General features: G+C 66.6%; 13 protein-coding genes. 9 read left to right on the top strand and 4 right to left on the bottom strand.

Annotated features, from left to right (window positions below):
• The first annotated feature begins 28 nt into the window (after nucleotides 1-28).
• Both E4M01_RS02260 and E4M01_RS02255 read left to right on the top strand, forming a co-directional pair.
• The gene (locus E4M01_RS02260; RefSeq protein ID WP_135062529.1) at nucleotides 29-1,336 is read left to right on the top strand and encodes an aromatic ring-hydroxylating dioxygenase subunit alpha; all 1,308 of its coding nucleotides are present in this window, start codon (nucleotides 29-31) and stop codon (nucleotides 1,334-1,336) included.
• Between the two features lie 61 nt (nucleotides 1,337-1,397).
• Nucleotides 1,398-2,456 (top strand): amidohydrolase family protein, encoded by a 1,059-nt coding sequence (locus E4M01_RS02255; protein ID WP_135062531.1) that lies wholly within the window; start codon nucleotides 1,398-1,400, stop codon nucleotides 2,454-2,456.
• Nucleotides 2,457-2,516: 60 nt separating this feature from the next.
• Here E4M01_RS02255 and E4M01_RS02250 read toward each other — a convergent pair whose 3' ends face one another.
• Together E4M01_RS02250 and E4M01_RS02245 are read right to left on the bottom strand one after the other, a co-directional pair.
• On the bottom strand, nucleotides 2,517-4,016 hold the full coding sequence (locus E4M01_RS02250) for an aldehyde dehydrogenase family protein (protein WP_135062533.1): 1,500 nt from the start codon (nucleotides 4,014-4,016) through the stop codon (nucleotides 2,517-2,519).
• 88 nt (nucleotides 4,017-4,104) lie between these two features.
• Nucleotides 4,105-4,662: a MarR family winged helix-turn-helix transcriptional regulator gene (locus tag E4M01_RS02245; RefSeq protein ID WP_167765310.1), complete on the bottom strand. Its 558-nt coding sequence runs from the start codon at nucleotides 4,660-4,662 to the stop codon at nucleotides 4,105-4,107.
• A 263-nt stretch (nucleotides 4,663-4,925) separates the two neighbouring features.
• Here E4M01_RS02245 and E4M01_RS02240 point away from each other — a divergent pair, with 263 nt between their 5' ends.
• Nucleotides 4,926-6,209 (top strand): MFS transporter, encoded by a 1,284-nt coding sequence (locus E4M01_RS02240; protein ID WP_135062536.1) that lies wholly within the window; start codon nucleotides 4,926-4,928, stop codon nucleotides 6,207-6,209.
• Nucleotides 6,206-6,880: an RraA family protein gene (locus E4M01_RS02235; RefSeq protein ID WP_135062538.1), complete on the top strand. Its 675-nt coding sequence runs from the start codon at nucleotides 6,206-6,208 to the stop codon at nucleotides 6,878-6,880. The genes E4M01_RS02240 and E4M01_RS02235 overlap by 4 nt, the downstream gene beginning before the upstream one ends.
• Nucleotides 6,881-6,907: 27 nt before the next feature.
• Here the strand turns inward: E4M01_RS02235 and E4M01_RS02230 are convergent, their stop codons facing one another.
• Together E4M01_RS02230 and E4M01_RS02225 are read right to left on the bottom strand one after the other, a co-directional pair.
• Nucleotides 6,908-7,873: a PDR/VanB family oxidoreductase gene (locus E4M01_RS02230; RefSeq protein ID WP_135062540.1), complete on the bottom strand. Its 966-nt coding sequence runs from the start codon at nucleotides 7,871-7,873 to the stop codon at nucleotides 6,908-6,910.
• A gap of 38 nt (nucleotides 7,874-7,911) precedes the next feature.
• Nucleotides 7,912-9,003, bottom strand: coding sequence for an aromatic ring-hydroxylating dioxygenase subunit alpha (locus tag E4M01_RS02225; RefSeq protein ID WP_245158196.1), 1,092 nt, complete (start codon nucleotides 9,001-9,003; stop codon nucleotides 7,912-7,914).
• Between the two features lie 166 nt (nucleotides 9,004-9,169).
• Between E4M01_RS02225 and E4M01_RS02220 the strand changes: the two genes are divergently transcribed.
• From E4M01_RS02220 to E4M01_RS02200, 5 genes are all read left to right on the top strand, one after another.
• Complete coding sequence (locus E4M01_RS02220; RefSeq protein ID WP_135062542.1) at nucleotides 9,170-10,351, top strand: acyl-CoA dehydrogenase family protein; 1,182 nt, start codon at nucleotides 9,170-9,172, stop codon at nucleotides 10,349-10,351.
• Nucleotides 10,348-11,490 (top strand): acyl-CoA dehydrogenase family protein, encoded by a 1,143-nt coding sequence (locus tag E4M01_RS02215; RefSeq protein ID WP_135062544.1) that lies wholly within the window; start codon nucleotides 10,348-10,350, stop codon nucleotides 11,488-11,490. Before E4M01_RS02220 ends, E4M01_RS02215 begins: the two co-directional genes overlap by 4 nt.
• Before the next feature lie 89 nt (nucleotides 11,491-11,579).
• Entirely contained in the window at nucleotides 11,580-12,044 is a 465-nt protein-coding gene (locus tag E4M01_RS02210) for a MarR family winged helix-turn-helix transcriptional regulator (RefSeq protein ID WP_135062546.1), read from the top strand.
• Between the two features lie 39 nt (nucleotides 12,045-12,083).
• Nucleotides 12,084-12,917, top strand: coding sequence for a p-hydroxycinnamoyl CoA hydratase/lyase (locus E4M01_RS02205; protein WP_135062548.1), 834 nt, complete (start codon nucleotides 12,084-12,086; stop codon nucleotides 12,915-12,917).
• A 10-nt stretch (nucleotides 12,918-12,927) separates the two neighbouring features.
• Nucleotides 12,928-15,048, top strand: coding sequence for an acetate--CoA ligase family protein (locus E4M01_RS02200; protein WP_135062550.1), 2,121 nt, complete (start codon nucleotides 12,928-12,930; stop codon nucleotides 15,046-15,048).
• Nucleotides 15,049-15,229: the final 181 nt, after the last annotated feature.

The raw sequence follows: 15,229 nt of genomic DNA, 5'->3' as shown, positions 1-15,229 counted from the left end.
CTCGATAGAAGACAGGGAGGCTCCAGCCATGCTCAGCCAGGAAAAGAACGATCTGCTGACCCAGGTGGGTCCGGGCACGGCGATGGGCGATCTATTGCGCCGATATTGGATGCCGATCGGGGCCGCCAGTGAGTTCGACGAGAAGCCGGTTCGGGCGGCGCGCCTGATGGGCGAGGACCTCGTGCTCTACAAGGATCTGGGGGGTCGGTACGGACTGATCGACCGGCAATGTCCCCACCGTCGCGCCGACCTCTCCTACGCCTTCGTCGAGCAGTGCGGGCTGCGCTGCAACTACCATGGCTGGCTGTTCGACGAGACCGGCCAGTGCATCGAGCAGCCCTATGACGACGTGGCCACTCCGGACCTGAAGCTGCGCGAGAAGATCAAGATCAAATCCTACCCGGTGCAGGAGAAGGGCGGCCTGCTGTGGGCCTATATGGGGCCGCTGCCGGCGCCGCTCCTGCCCAACTACGAACCCTTCGGCTGGACCAACGGCTTTAAGCAGATCGTCTTCGCCAACATTCCCTGCAACTGGTTCCAGTGCCAGGAGAATTCGATCGATCCCGTCCACTTCGAATGGATGCACGCCAACTGGAGCGTCCGGCTGAAGAACCAGACCGGACCCTATGCGGCGAAGCACCTGAAGGTTGGCTTCGACGAGTTCGAGCACGGCTTCGTCTACAAGCGCGTGCGCGAGGACACCGACGAGGAGCATGACCTCTGGAAGGTGGGCCGGGTCACCCTGTGGCCCAACGGCGTCTTCCTGGGAGATCATTTCGAGTGGCGGGTGCCGATCGACGACGAGAACACCCTCAGCGTCTGCTGGTCCTTCTCGCGCGTGCCCCACGAGAGCGAGCCCTTCGAGCAGGAGACCATCCCCTCGTGGTACGGCCCCATCAAGGATGAGAACGGGCGCTGGCTGTCCACCCACGTCATGAACCAGGATTTCGTCGCCTGGGTGGGACAGGGAACAATCGCGGATCGGTCCAAGGAAAATCTGAGCGGCAGCGACCGGGGCGTGGTGATGATCCGGCGTCAGTTCTTCCAGGACATGGAGAAGATCAAGCGCGGCGAGGATCCCAAGGCGATCATCCGCGATCCCGAGCAGAACATCTCCGTCGAGCTGCCGATCGTGAACCGCGCCAACTACACCACGGGCATGAGCAAGGCCGATCTGATCAAACACCCCATCCTCGGCCACCATCTGCAGGGCTACGCCTTCCAGGCGGGACAGCCGGCGGAGATCGCCGCGGCCTACTCCGCAGCCATGGGGGTCACGCCGGAAGACCTGAAGCAGGTGCATGCGCCGCTGCAGTTTCCGACGCGGGGCGGCTGAGCCCCGTTCCATCTGAACCCAGCCATCTTTCGTAGCGGCGTTAGCGCCGGGAGGCTTGCCTATGGCCGAGACCCAGACACCCCGACCCTACAAGCGGATCGCCACTGAAGAGGCGTTCTGCCCGCCCGACATGCTGACCCGCTACAAGCGCCTGATCGATGAGGGCGGTGTGGACGACGTCGGCTTCAGCAGCATGTGGGGCTTCTACCTCACCTCGGACAGCGCACGGAGCCGCCACATCCGCGACTGCCTGTCCGACGTCGACGAGCGCAGGCTTCAGCACATGGACGCCGCGGGCGTGGATGTCGCCATCCTCGCCCTGACGTCGCCAGGCGTTCAGATCATGCCCAGGGCGGAAGCCACCGCCTTTTCGACCTACGCCAACGACTGGCTGGCCGACGCCATCTCACGTCACCCCGACCGCTACGCCGGTCTTGCCGCGTGCGCGCCGCAGGATCCGGCCCAGGCCGCCAAGGAGATCGAGCGCGGTGTCGGCAAGCTGGGGCTCAACGGGGTCATCCTGAACTCCCACACCCAGGGCGAGTATCTCGACGATCCGAAATTCTGGCCGATCTTCGAGGCGGCCGAGGCCATGGGCGCGCCGGTTTACCTGCATCCGAACTCGCCCAACAACGCGATGATCAGCCCCCTTCTCGACAAGGGGCTGGACGGCGCCATCTACGGCTTCAGCGTCGAGACGGGCATGCATGTGCTGCGTCTCATCATCGCCGGCGTATTCGACCGCTTTCCCAAGCTTCAGCTTGTCGTCGGGCATGTCGGCGAGTCGCTGCCGTTCACCCTCTACCGCATCGACTACATGCACCAGGCGTCCGTCGCCTCAGGTCGCTATTCGTCCATGAAGCCGCTGGAGCGTCGGCCGAGCGACTACATGCGCGAGAACCTGCACTACACCAACAGCGGCGTGGCCTGGGCGCCGCCCATCCGCTTCCTGCAGGACGTGATCGGCGAAGATCGCGTGATGTATGCGATGGACTATCCGTACCAGTACAATGTGGAAGAAGTCGCGGCGCTGGACGCCATGCCGATGGCGGACGCCGCCAAGGCGGCCTTCTTCGAAGGCAATGCCCGCCGTCTTTTCCGGCTTTCGGATCGCCTCTGACGGGCGAAGGTTTCTCCCTGAAACTGGGGCGGTCGACCGAAAGGACGACCGCCCTTCTTTTCAGGTCGCCGGAGGCGCCGGCGCGCGTTCCGGCTGGGGCTGCGGCGGCAGGCTGACCACCTGGAGCTCCATGTAGGAGCGCAGACCGAGCTGACCGTGTTCGCGGCCGTAGCCCGAATCCTTCATGCCGCCGAAGGGCACCTCCGATTCATTGACCCCATGGCGATTGACCCAGACGGTGCCCGCGTTCAGCCGCTCGGCCACGCCCAGGGCCCGGTCGAGGTCGCGCCCCCAGACCGAGGCGCCCAGCCCGAAGCGGGAATCGTTGATCCGCGCCACGGCTTCGTCGATGTCCGCGAAGCGAAGCACCGGAAGCACAGGGCCGAACTGCTCTTCCCTGACCAGACGGGCCTCATCGGAAAGGCCGGTGATCACGGTGGGACTGATGAAGTATCCGCCCGCCTCGGCGACGTCGCCGCCGCTGCGCAGGGCGGCGCCGTCCTGACGCAGGGCGTCTTCGAGATAGGCCTTAACCTTGCCGAACTGAGCGGCATTCTGGAGCGGGCCGAGCGTGGACGACGGGTCCATCCCGTCGCCCGGACGGTGGTGATCCAGGGCTGCGGTCAGACGGTCCACGAAGGCGTCATGCAGGGCGTCTGCGACATAGACCCGCTTGGTCGCCATGCAGATCTGGCCGCTGTTGTAGAAGGCGCTGCGCGCCAGGCCGGGCACCACGACGTCCAGGTCCGCATCGTCGAGGACCAGAGCCGCGTCATTGCCGCCCAGCTCCAGGGTGATGCGTTTGAGCGTCGCCGAGGCGCTGGCCATCACCTTCTTCCCGGTCTCGACCGATCCCGTGAAGGTGATCTTGTCGATCCCCTCGTGGCTGCTCATCCAGGCGCCGAACTCATTGCCGCCGGCGATGACGTTGATCACACCGGCCGGGAAGATGTCGCGCGCCAGCGCGGCCACGGCCAGCGTCGCCAGAGGCGTGAAGGGCGATGGCTTCAGGATCAGGGTGTTGCCCGTGTAGAGGGCCTGGGCGACCTTGTGCATGGCCAGGGCGATCGGGAAATTCCACGGCGCGATCGCGCCTACGACCCCCAGCGGATGGTAGCGCAGCAGGACGCGCCCGCGCGCGTCGTCGTCGCGCAGGATCTCGTCGTCGATGGATATCGACGACAGCTGCTTCATGTGATGGGCCGCCACGGTGAGTTCGAACTTCGCCTGTTCCAGCGGCTTGCCGTGTTCCTGCGTCAGCAACGGCGCGATGTCGCCGGCGGCCTCCACCATGCTATCGGCGAACTGAAAGATCAGGCGTCGGCGTTCCTCGGGGGCCAGGGCGCGCCAGGAGGCCGCTTCGCGGCGCGCGGCGCGAACCGCATCGTCCAGATCGGCCCTGCCTGCGCTCGGGCAGAGCGCAAAGGGCCGGCCCGTGGCGGGATTTATGACCTCGAAGGTTTCGGGGCCGCGACGCAGGACCCCGTCGATCAGATGGCCTTCCACGGGGATGGGCAGGTCCCCGCCGTCTGCTTGCCGCTCGACGCCGTGCTCGAACATGATCGACCTCCCAACTCTATTTCGTTGGGCGCAGTATGATTATCGTTGTGTGAGGCTACAATAATTTTCTGCTGACTGGCGCGGCGGCTCAGCGGCCAAGCTGCAGGGCCAGGGCGTCCGCCAGGGTCTGGGCGAGGTCGCGATCCAGTGCGATGGCGCCGGTCTGGCGTGCCGGCGATCCGGTCAGGGCGGCGTCAGGCGTCTCGGACGCCTGTTCGATCTCTTCGAGCGAATGGCTGAGGCTCTCCAGCTTCGTCTCCAAATGCCGAAGCGTAGCTGTGAGCTGTTCGACCTGGCTGTTCAGAAGGTCCGTGCTCAGCCACTCGTTCAGCCGTATGGCGGCCTTGTGCATCTGGTCATGCACCGCCACCCCGTGTGGGGTCAGGCTCAGCAGGACCGATCGGCTGTCCGACGGATTCTCCAGCTTTTCAATGATGCCGCGGTCCACGAGCGCGGAGACCACACGGCTCGCATAGCTCTTCTCCAGATAGGTGTCGCTGGCCACCTTCTTGAAGGAGACGGAGCCGTAGCCTCCCGTGATGCCGATCACACGGCACTCCGGAAGCGACAGGTCGAACCGCTGTCGATAGTAGTCCTCCGATACCCGCTCAGACAGCCTTGCCACCATATGCAGGCGAAAGGTCATCAGGTTTCTGAAGCTCTTCAGGCCCGTGGGGCCTGACGTCTGCTGGGTATTGGAAGTCTTTTGCCTGGCCATTCCGCTACCATAGCGAGCAGGCCCACAGGGCTGCAAACCCAAAAAGGCGCCCTGCCCGGGCCTCTTGGCCGAGAATCGATCTCGACCCAACAAAACGATTGTCCTTGGAAACAATATCGGCTTACGATCCTGCTGTCGGCAGGGGCATAAGCCCGGCGAACATACGCCAGCCGCGAGGAATCGTCGGAGGAATGATGTTCAGGTTCGACAGCGAGTTTCGCGCCGAGTTTCGACAGAACTGGTTTGTTCTCGTCGTGGCCTTCTGCTGCTTCCTCTTCGGGTTCGCGGCTCCCGCCTTCGCGCTGCCCTTCATCTATCCGGAAGTGATCAACGAGTTCGGATGGACACGGGAGCAGGCGACGCTGCTGGCCTCCTCGAAATACGCGGTCGGGGCCGTGGCGGCCCTTCTGGCCGGACGTGTGGTCGACATCGTCGGCGCCTGGGCCTCGCTGATCGTCACGGTGGCGATGGGCGGACTGGCGCTCGTCTCCTTCCTCTGGGTCGACAGCCTGACAGCCTATTACATGATCGGCATCCTGCTGGGTTTCGCGGCGGGCGGAACCATGGTCTCGCTCAAGGTCCTGATCTCGCGCGCCTTCAACACCTCTCAGGGCTCGGCGATGGGCCTGGCCCTGATCGGCACTGTCACGGGATCGATCATCCTGCCCTTCTTCGTCGTCTTCGCCACCGAAGCCTGGGGCTGGCGCACGGCGATCGCGGCGCTCTCGGGCGGAATCTGGCTGGTCGCCATCCCGCTGCTGGCCTGCGGCCTGTTCGCCAAGACGATGGCGTTCGGCCGACGCGTCCAGGCGGCGAACCGCGTCAAGGTCGCCAAGGAGGATTCCCTGGGGCACCTTATTCGCGAGCGCCGCTTCTGGGTGATTGGCGGCGGCGTGTTCCTGGTGGCTCTCGTCGATCAGGCCTTCATGCAGCACCAGGTGCTGATCTTCAACGACGCCGGCATACCGCGCGATCTGGTCGCGGCAGGCGTCAGCGCTTTGGGCTTGGCAGGCATCCTCACGCGGGTCCTGGTAGGCAACATCCTCGATGGAACCTCCAACAAGGGACTGGCCGTGCTGTGGGCGACTCTCAGCGTATCGGTCCTGCTGGCCTTCGCCCTGCTCAACCCGATCATCTTCATGGCCTTCATCATCACCCGGGCGATCGGCCATTCGGCTGTGCTCATCGACACCACGGTCATGACCAAGCATGTCTATGGACCCGCTCGGCTCGGCACCCTGCTGGGCTTCTACACCGCCCTGGTGAGTGCGGGCTTCGCCGTCGGCCCCTGGCTGATGGGCAAGATGTACGACATGTCGGGATCCTACACCTCGGCCTTCGTCCTGTTCGCCATCCTGCCGCTGATCGCCTCGGCCATGATCTGGACGATCAAGCCGGAATACTGGCTGTCGCTGCGAGCCAGCAAGGCGGCCTCTCGCGAGAGCCAGGCTTCAACCGCCGGCGCCAAATCATGACGCCGGCCCCGCGGGGCTCGTACGAACGGGCCTCCCGACTGGGCGCCGCAACCCTGCACGAGGCCGCCGGCCGACGGGGCGCGCTACCCGCGTCGATCAAGCCGGTCAACAACGCCATGCGGCTGTGCGGACCGGCCTTCACCGTCCACTGTCCGGCCTTTTCGAACCTGCAGATCCATCACGCGCTTTATCATGCGCAGCCGGGCGATATCCTGGTTGTGCACGTCAGCGGCGGGGTCGAGGCCGGCTACTGGGGCGACATCCTCAACGAGGCCGCGCTGGCCCGGGGTCTTGGCGGTCTCGTCATCGACGGCGGCGTGAGAGACACGGCCGGCCTGTCGACCATGGACTTTCCCGTGTTCTCCAACGGGGTCTGCATTCAAGGAACGGGCAAGGACTACGAAGCCGTCGCCTGGCTGCAGGCGGCGGTGCGGATCGGCGAGGTGGTGATACGCCCCGGCGACCTGGTGATGGGCGACCGCGACGGGGTCGTGGTCCTGCCGGCCGGCGACGTTGAAGCGGTGATCGCCGCCGGAGAGGCCCGGGAAGCCGACGAGGCGGACAAGATTGCACGAATCCGCCAGGGCGCGCGCACGCTCGATCTCTACGGCTTCGCCAAGGGCGCGCCGACTTCAGTGACGCCAGGCGCGCCCTTCAGGGGGCGCGCCTGACCTTAATCCTATCGCCTCAGGCCGAGCTCACAGGTGGGCGCGGTGTCCGGTGTCCACGGTGACCGTCCCGACCGCGCGGGACACACAGGCGCAGATCAGCGCATTCTCCATCTTCTGATGATCGGACAGGAACAGGTCCCGGTGATCGACCTCTCCCGCAACCGCCACCAGCTGAACCGCGCAGAGGCCGCATTCGCCGCGCTTGCAGTCTGAGGCGACGTCGACCCCGGCGCCGGCCAGGGCGTCGAGAAGGCTGCGGTTGGCCGGCACCGTGAGGGTCAGGTCCCGGTCCGCGACATGCACCACGAAGTCCTGGGCGGGATGGTGTCCGCTTGAGCCGAACGTCTCCATGCGCAGCCGCTCGGCCGGACGCCCCGCGCGGCTCCAGGCGCGGCGCGCCGCCTCCATCAGGCCTACGGGGCCGCAGACATACATTTCACCTTCGGGATGCAGGCCGGCGATCTCCGCGTCGAGATCGACGACGGCGCCTTCGTCGTCGACGCGCAGGTCCAGGCGGCCAGCGAGCCGATCGAGGAAGGCGGCCTGGCTGCGGCTGCGAACGGCGTAGACCAGGCGGGCGTCCGCGCCCGCGGCGGCGAGGGCCTCAACCATGCCGACCATGGGCGTTATGCCGATGCCGCCGGCCAGCAGCAGATAGGACGGCGCTCCCGGTCTGAGTTCGAAATGGGAGGTGGGCCTCGCGATCCTGAGCCGGGCGCCGGGTGCGAGCGCCCACATCCGCTCCGAGCCGCCACGGCTCTGCGGCAGTCGCTTGACCGCGATGCGCCAGACCCCCTCGGTCGGCCCGGCTCCGACGAGGGAGTAGGAGCGGGTCGCGGGCTCGTCGCCGATCAGGACCTCGATCTCGATATGGCTGCCTGTCGGATAGGGGGTGGCGCCGCCGTCGGGCTCGATCTCGAACAGACGAATGTCTTCGGCCACGTCCTCGATCCGGCGCAGGACCGCCGGAATCCACATGCTGTCATGTTCCATGGGAGCTCCAAGGCTTGGCTGGGTCGGGGAGGAGCAGATCAGGCGGCCGCAGTCCGGACCTGTTCGGCTTCGATCATCCGGTCGATGAGCTTGCGCGCCCAGACCCCGCCGGCGTCGATATTGAGATTGTAGAAGTCCCGACCCGGGTGGGCGTCGATGGCCTTCTGCTGGGCTTCGAGGATCAGCTCGTCCTCGCCGAAGACGCCGCGAACGCCGGCCTTGATGCGCTGGGTGATCGCTTGATCGCCCAGTGCGTAGTTGCGGCTGAAGGCCCAGAAGTACCAGCAGGAGCCGTCGCGTTCGGGGGTGATGGTGTTCAGGACATAGCCGTTGACGCCCTGGCTGCGGTCGCCCTGCGGGGCGCCGCTGCCGGCCGCGGCGACCCCGACGTCGATGGCGATGGTGGAAGGAGCTTCGAACCGGATGATCTGCCAGCGATCCACCCGGTCCGACGCCCCGAACTTCCACATCATCTGCTGGCGCCAGAACGGCGGCGCGGCCTCGAGGTCGGTCATCCAGCGCTCGACCTCGACGCGTCGCTGGCCGTGGAAGGTCATGAACGGGGCCTCGGCCACGGCGTCCTGTCCGATGGACGAGCCATGCACGAAGGTCTCGTGGGTCAGGTCCATCAGATTGTCGAGCACCAGCTTGTAGTTGCAGCGGGCATGGATGACTTCGCCGTCGCCCGCCCACTCCGGATCATCGTTCCAGTGCAGGTCCGGGATCGACTTCGGATCGGCCAGGGCCGGGTCGCCCATCCAGATCCATATGAAGCGATGCCTTTCGACCACCGGATAGCTGCGCACGCAGGCCGCCGGGTTGATCGTCTCCTGAGAGGGCATGTGGGTGCAGCGGCCCTCGGCGTTGTATCTCAGGCCGTGGTAGCCGCACATGATCTCGTCGCCTACCAGCCGGCCCTTGGACAGGGGCAGCATGCGGTGCCAGCAGCTGTCGGCCAGGACGGCGGGCGCGCCGTCGGTGCGCCGGTACATCACCAGGTCGCGGTCACAGATCGTGCGCGCCAGAAGCTCATGCTTGAGTTCGATGTCGTAGGCGCAGGCGTACCAGGCGTTCAGGGGATAGTCCTGAGCTTGAGCGCCCGCCGGCGTCTTGTTGATCAGCTCGTGCACGGGTTGGATCCCTCTGCCACGTTTCCTCTGCTCAAAAGCTCGCACGCAAAGTTGTCAAAAACAACAGAAAAGTTCCCAAAACACTCCTCTATCAAAATCGGCTTGATATAAAGCGGCTTGATATAAGGCGGGCCTTGGACGTAGGCTGACCTCAAGGAGGCGTCCCATGCATACGTCCGAAGATCTGGCGTTCGCCGACGAGGTGCGGGCGTTTGTCGATGACAACCTTCCGGCCGACGTTCGCCGCAGGGTGATCCATGCCCTTCCGGTTGCGCCCGAGGCGCGCAAGGCCTGGCACAAGGCGCTTCATGCACGCGGCTGGGCTGCGCCCCACTGGCCGGTCGAGTGGGGCGGCCAGGACTGGTCGCCGGCGCGCGCCTACCTGTTTTCGGAGACCCTGGCCGAGGAAGGCGCGCCGGAGCTGAGCCCGTTCGGCCTCATGATGCTCGCGCCGACGCTCATCCGGTACGGCTCCGAGGCCCAGAAGCAGGCCTATCTCCCGGGGATCATCGCCGGCGACCAGCAGTGGTGCCAGGGCTTTTCGGAGCCGGGCGCGGGGTCGGACCTGGCGTCGCTTCGGCTTTCGGCCGTGAAGGACGGCGAGGACTGGGTTCTCAACGGTCAGAAGATGTGGACCACCATGGCCCATCGGGCCGACATGATGTTCTGCCTGGCGAGGACGGACCCCGGCGCGCCCAAGCGCCAGATGGGCATCTCCATGTTCGTCCTGCCGATGAGCACGCCGGGGGTGACCGTCCGGCCCATACTTCTGCTCAACGGCCGCCAGGCCACGAACGAGGTCTTTTTCGACGCCGTCCGTCTCCCGGCCTCCAGTCTGGTGGGCGAAGTCCACAAGGGTTGGGACTACACCCGGGTCGTGCTGGGCAACGAGCGCCTGAATATCGCGCGCGTCGGCCTGTGCAAGCGCCAGCTCAGGCTCGTAAAGCAGCTCGCCGCGGAGGCGCCGGACGGGGCGGGCGGCAGGATGCTCGACCAGCCGCTGCTGCGCAGCCGCATCGCGGCCGCCGAGATCGACCTGCTGAGCATCGAGGCGCTGAGCCTGGGCATGCTGGCCCAGGTGCAGAAGGGCGCGGTTCCGGGCTTCGAGGCCAATATGCTCAAGATCCGAGGGTCCGAAATGCAGCAGCGTCTGACGGAACTGCTCGTGGATGTGCGCGGTCCCGGCGCCCTGCCCTTCGAAGCCGACCCGGACGAGGGCGACGCCGGCGCAGCCCTGTTCAAGAGCCATTTCGACACCCGAGTAGTGTCGATCTACGGCGGCTCGAACGAAATCCAACGCAACATCATCGCCAAGGGTATGCTGGGTCTGGGAGGCCGGGGCCAATGAGGCACGACGAGCCGACGCACGAGTTCCGCACACAGCTGCGGGAATCCCTGTCTCGCCTGATGCAGCGCCAGTACGACTTCGAGAGCCGCCAGCGGTTCAGGCGCGAGGCTCCGGGTTACTCCACCGAGGCGTGGGCGGCTTACGCCGAGCTGGGACTGCTGGCCCTGGGAGTTTCGGAAGAGGGCGGCGGGCTTGGCGGCGGACTGGGCGATCTGGGGGCGGCCCTGGACGTCCTGGGCGGGGCCCTGGCCCTGGAGCCCCTGCTGCCTTCCGTCGTCTTCGGGGCGCGCCTGATCGACAGGTTCGGCTCCCCGCAGCAGAAGGCGCTCTGGGCACCGGGCCTGCTGTCCGGCGCATGCATCGCCAGTCTCGCCCATATCGAATCCGAAGGTCGGTACGGGCTCGGCGTGCGCGCCACCACGGCGCGCCGAGACGGCGCGCACTGGGTGCTGGACGGGTCTAAACAGGCGGTCGAGGGCGGCGGCGCTGCGGGACTGCTGGTGGTCTCGGCCCGGATGGACGGCGGCGGAACCGGTCTGTTCCTGGTCGAGGCCGATGCGCCGGGGGTGACCCGAACGGCAGGACAGGCATTCGACGGCCTGGGTCTCTCCGAGGTGGGGCTCGACAGCGTAAGACTGGACCCGGACGCCCTACTCGGCGGCATGACCGATGCGGCGGCGGTGCTGGACCGGGCCGTTGACGAGGCCGCAGCGCTCCAGTGCGCCGACGCCGTGGGAGCTATGCGGGCGGCCAACGCCCTGACCCTGGACTATGTGCGCACGCGCAAGCAGTTCGGCGGACCGATAGGAGGCTTCCAGGCGCTGCAGCATCGCCTTGTGGACATGAAGATCGCAGAGGCCCTGGCCGAAGCCATCACCCAGGTTGCGCTGAACGCCCTGGACGCCGAGGCGACCGACTCCGGCTGGCGGGTCTCGGCTGCAAAGGTCCGGTGCGGCCAGTCCGCGCGGCTGATCGCCCAGGAAACCGTCCAGATGCACGGCGGCATGGGGCTAGCCGAAGAGTATCCCGCCGCCCATTTCTTCGCCCGGCTGGGGCTGTTCGAGCGCCGGTGGGGCGACGGCGATCATCACCTCCTGCGCTATGCGGAGGCGACAGGTGCGGACGTAAAAGCGACTTGATATAAAGTGACTTGATATAAAGAGGCTGTTCTGAAACAGTGGTAGGACAAGGCGGGCGCAGTCCGGCGCCGGCTTCATCAGGTTCACCCATGTCCCGTCCGCCCAGTCCCAAGACCGCAAAACCCGGCGCTGGCCGTACGGCCGCGCCCTGGCTCTTCTATCTGGTCAAGCGCTGGTACTCCGCGGGTCATGCGCGGGTCGAGGCGGTCACCCGCAGCTTCGGCATGACGACGGCGGACTATTCGATGCTGGCGACGCTGGGCCGCAAGGGGCCGTGCTCCTCGGCCGATCTGGCGCGCATGACCGGAATCACGCCGCAGGGCGTCACCCAGCAGGTCGCCCAGCTCGAAGGCAAGGCGCTTGTCGTCCGCTCCGAGAATCCCGCGAACCGCCGGATCACCTTGGTGGAGATGTCCGACAAGGGCCGCGAGAACCTTGCCGCCATCGATGCGCGGGTGAGCGAGATCGAGCGCGACGTGCTCGCCGACATCCCGGCCGATCAGGTCGCCGCCATCAAGGCCTTCCTGTCCCGGCTGCCCCTTTCCCCAGACTGAAGGCGGCCTCAGCCGCCTGAACCCGCCCAAGGAGACTTCATGTCCGAGACCGCCATTCCTTCCGTCGTCGATGTCCAGATCGACAATCGCCTGGCATGGGTCACCCTCAACCGACCGGCCAAGCGCAACGCCATGAGCCCCACGCTGAACCGCGAGATGAACGTGGTCCTGGATGAGCTGGAACAGCGCGAGGACGTCGGGGTCGTGGTGCTGACCGGCGCCGGCGAATCCTTTTCCGCCGGCATGGACCTGAAGGAATATTTCCGCGAGACCGAGGGGCAGACCGCCCTGCAGCAGGCGCGGGTGCGCAAGGAAGCCACCAACTGGATGTGGCGGCGGCTGATGCACTATCCCAAGCCGACCATCGCCATGGTCAACGGCTGGTGCTTCGGGGGCGCCTTCACGCCGCTGGTCGGATGCGACCTCGCCTTCGCGGCCGACGAAGCCACCTTCGGCCTGTCGGAGATCAACTGGGGCATCATTCCGGCCGGCAATGTGACGCGCGCCGTCGCCGAGGTCATGAACCATCGTGACGCCCTGTACTACATCATGACCGGCGAGCCGTTCGACGGACGAAAGGCCGCGGAAATGGGTCTCGTCAACAGATCGGTCCCCGCCGCGGAGCTGCGCAGCCACACCGAGGCCGTGGCCCGCACACTGCTCGACAAGAACCCGACCGTGCTTCGCTTCGCCAAAAACGCGTTCAAATATGTGAAGACCATGGACTGGGATACGGCTGAGGCTGTCCTGGGAGCCATGGCGGCCACCTCCGCCGGCTCCGATCCCGAGCGTGGGCGTCAGAAGGGCATGTCCCAGTTCCTTGACGACAAGTCCTATCGTCCCGGCCTGGGCGGCTACCGTCGTGACGCCTGAGGCCTCGCCCGTGACCCGGACGCCCGTCGACCGCGCCCTTCGTCCGCGCTCCATCGCCGTCGTCGGCGTCTCGGCCACCCCCGGCAGCGCCGGCCGCAACGCCCTGAACAATCTTGTGGCGGGCGGCTACGACGGCGACATTCACCTGGTGAGCCGCAGCGGCGTGGAGATCGACGGGCGGACATCGGTTTCTTCCGTCGCGGATCTGCCTGAAGGCGTCGATCTCGCCATCCTCGCCGTGCCGGCGGCCGCCATTCTGGAAACCGTCCAGGCCTGCGCCGCCCGGCGTGTGGGTGTCGGCATCATCTTCGCCTCCGGCTTCGCGGAACTGGGCGAGGCGGGCAAGGCCGCCCAGGACGCCCTGGTCGAAGCCGCCGAAGCGGGCGGCATGCGGCTCATCGGCCCCAACTGCCTGGGCTATCGCAACTATGTGCGTCCCATGTACGTCGGGTTCAGCGGCGGGATGACGCCGACCCTGCCGCCGAGCCAGGGGCAGGCCGTCGCCGTCCTCACGCAGAGCGGCGGGATGATGGCGCATCTTACTCTGGCCCTGACGACGCGGCACCTGCCGCTGTCCTATGGCGTGTCCACGGGCAATGAGGCGTCTCTGGGCCTCGAGGACTTCCTGGCCGACTTCGCCGATGACGAGGCGACACGGTCGGTCATCGTCTTCGCCGAACAGATCCGACGCCCTTCCGACTTCCTGGCGGCCGTCTCCGCCTGTCGGGACAAGGGCAAGGCGGTGGTGCTGATGCATCCGGGCCGGAGCGAGCGCGCCCAGGAGGCGGCCCAGTCCCACAGCGGGGCCATGGCCGGCAACTACGCGGCCATGCGCACCCTGGTCAGCCATGCCGGCGCCGTCATCGTCGAGACCCTGGAAGAGCTTGTGGATGTGGCTGAGATCCTCGCCCGCACGGGCCCGCCCTCCGGCGGGGTGGGGATTGTGACCACCTCCGGCGCCTTCTGCGGCATTGCGCTCGACTATTGCGATACGATGGGGCTGGACGTGCCGCGACTGGCGCCGGCCACCCTGGAGGGGCTTGCCGCCATCCTTCCCGCCTACGCCCAGCCGTCCAATCCCCTGGACCTGACGACGCAGCCGCAACGCGAACCGGACCTGCTGGGCCGGGGGCTCCAGGCGGTTCTGGACGACCCCGCCATCGGCAGCGTCGTGGTCGCCATCACCCCCGGCGGGCCAGGCCAGGCGGTGAAGTATTTCGACGGTCTTCAGCCGGCCCTGTCGGACGCGAAGAAGCCTGTGTCGCTCGCCATCATGGGCGACGGCTCCCCGCTTGCGCCGGAATTCCTGGAACGCGTCCGCGACGCGCGGATCGCCTTCACCCGGTCTCCGGAACGCGCCCTGCGGGCGCAGGCGGCGGCGATGGAGTTCGGGCGCAATGTGGAGCGTGCGCGCAAGGCCGGCGTGTCCGGCGAGCCGACGCCGAGCGTCACCCTCTCCGCCGCCGATCCCGTCCTGCCGGAACACCGCGCCAAGCAGCTCCTGGCCGACCTTGGCGTGCGCATACCGCCGGGCGGGCTCGCCCGAACCGCGGACGAAGCCGTCGGCGTCGCAGGGCGGATCGGTTATCCGGTCGCGCTCAAGGCCCAGGCCGCCGATCTGCCGCACAAGTCCGACGTGGGCGGCGTGGCGCTCTCGATCGAGACCGAGGCCGATCTGAGGACGGCGTGGGACCGGATGACCGCCGATGTGGGCCGGGCTCGACCCGAGATGGTGCTGGACGGTCTGCTCGTCGAACGCATGGGTGCGCGCGGCCTTGAGATGATCCTGGCGGCGCGCCGCGATCCGGACTGGGGCGTGATCCTGGTCATCGGCCTGGGCGGCGTCTGGACCGAAACCATGAAGGACTTCCGCATCCTGCCGGCCGACCTGGCAGAGGCGGACATCGCCGAGGAAATCCTCAGGCTAAGAGCAGCCACCCTTCTGACGGGCGGCCGCGGATCGACGGTGAAGGACCATCACGCCGTAGCAGCCGTCGCCGCACGTCTGGGTCGCTTCATGCTGTCCAATCCGTCCATCGGAGAGATCGAGATCAATCCGCTTGTCGTCCACGCGGAGGGCGAGGGGGTGGTGGCGCTGGACGCCCTGGTCTTCGCCGCCACCGGCGGGTGAGCTGCGTCTTCCGATGGATATTGTTCCAAAAGCATCGGTAGTGTTGACAAAGACAATGTTGTTGAACACACCAATATAGGGGTTTCAGGCAATAGCCATCCCCAAGGGCCGACATGCGACGCAGAGCGCAGTCGGCGAGGAAACGGAAATGCTGCCGGTCAGCATGGGATTGGGAGGATAC

Origin of the sequence: Brevundimonas sp. MF30-B (genome assembly GCF_004683885.1) — a bacterium.
Lineage (GTDB): Bacteria > Pseudomonadota > Alphaproteobacteria > Caulobacterales > Caulobacteraceae > Brevundimonas.
This window is presented reverse-complemented; position numbering and strand designations above follow the sequence as displayed.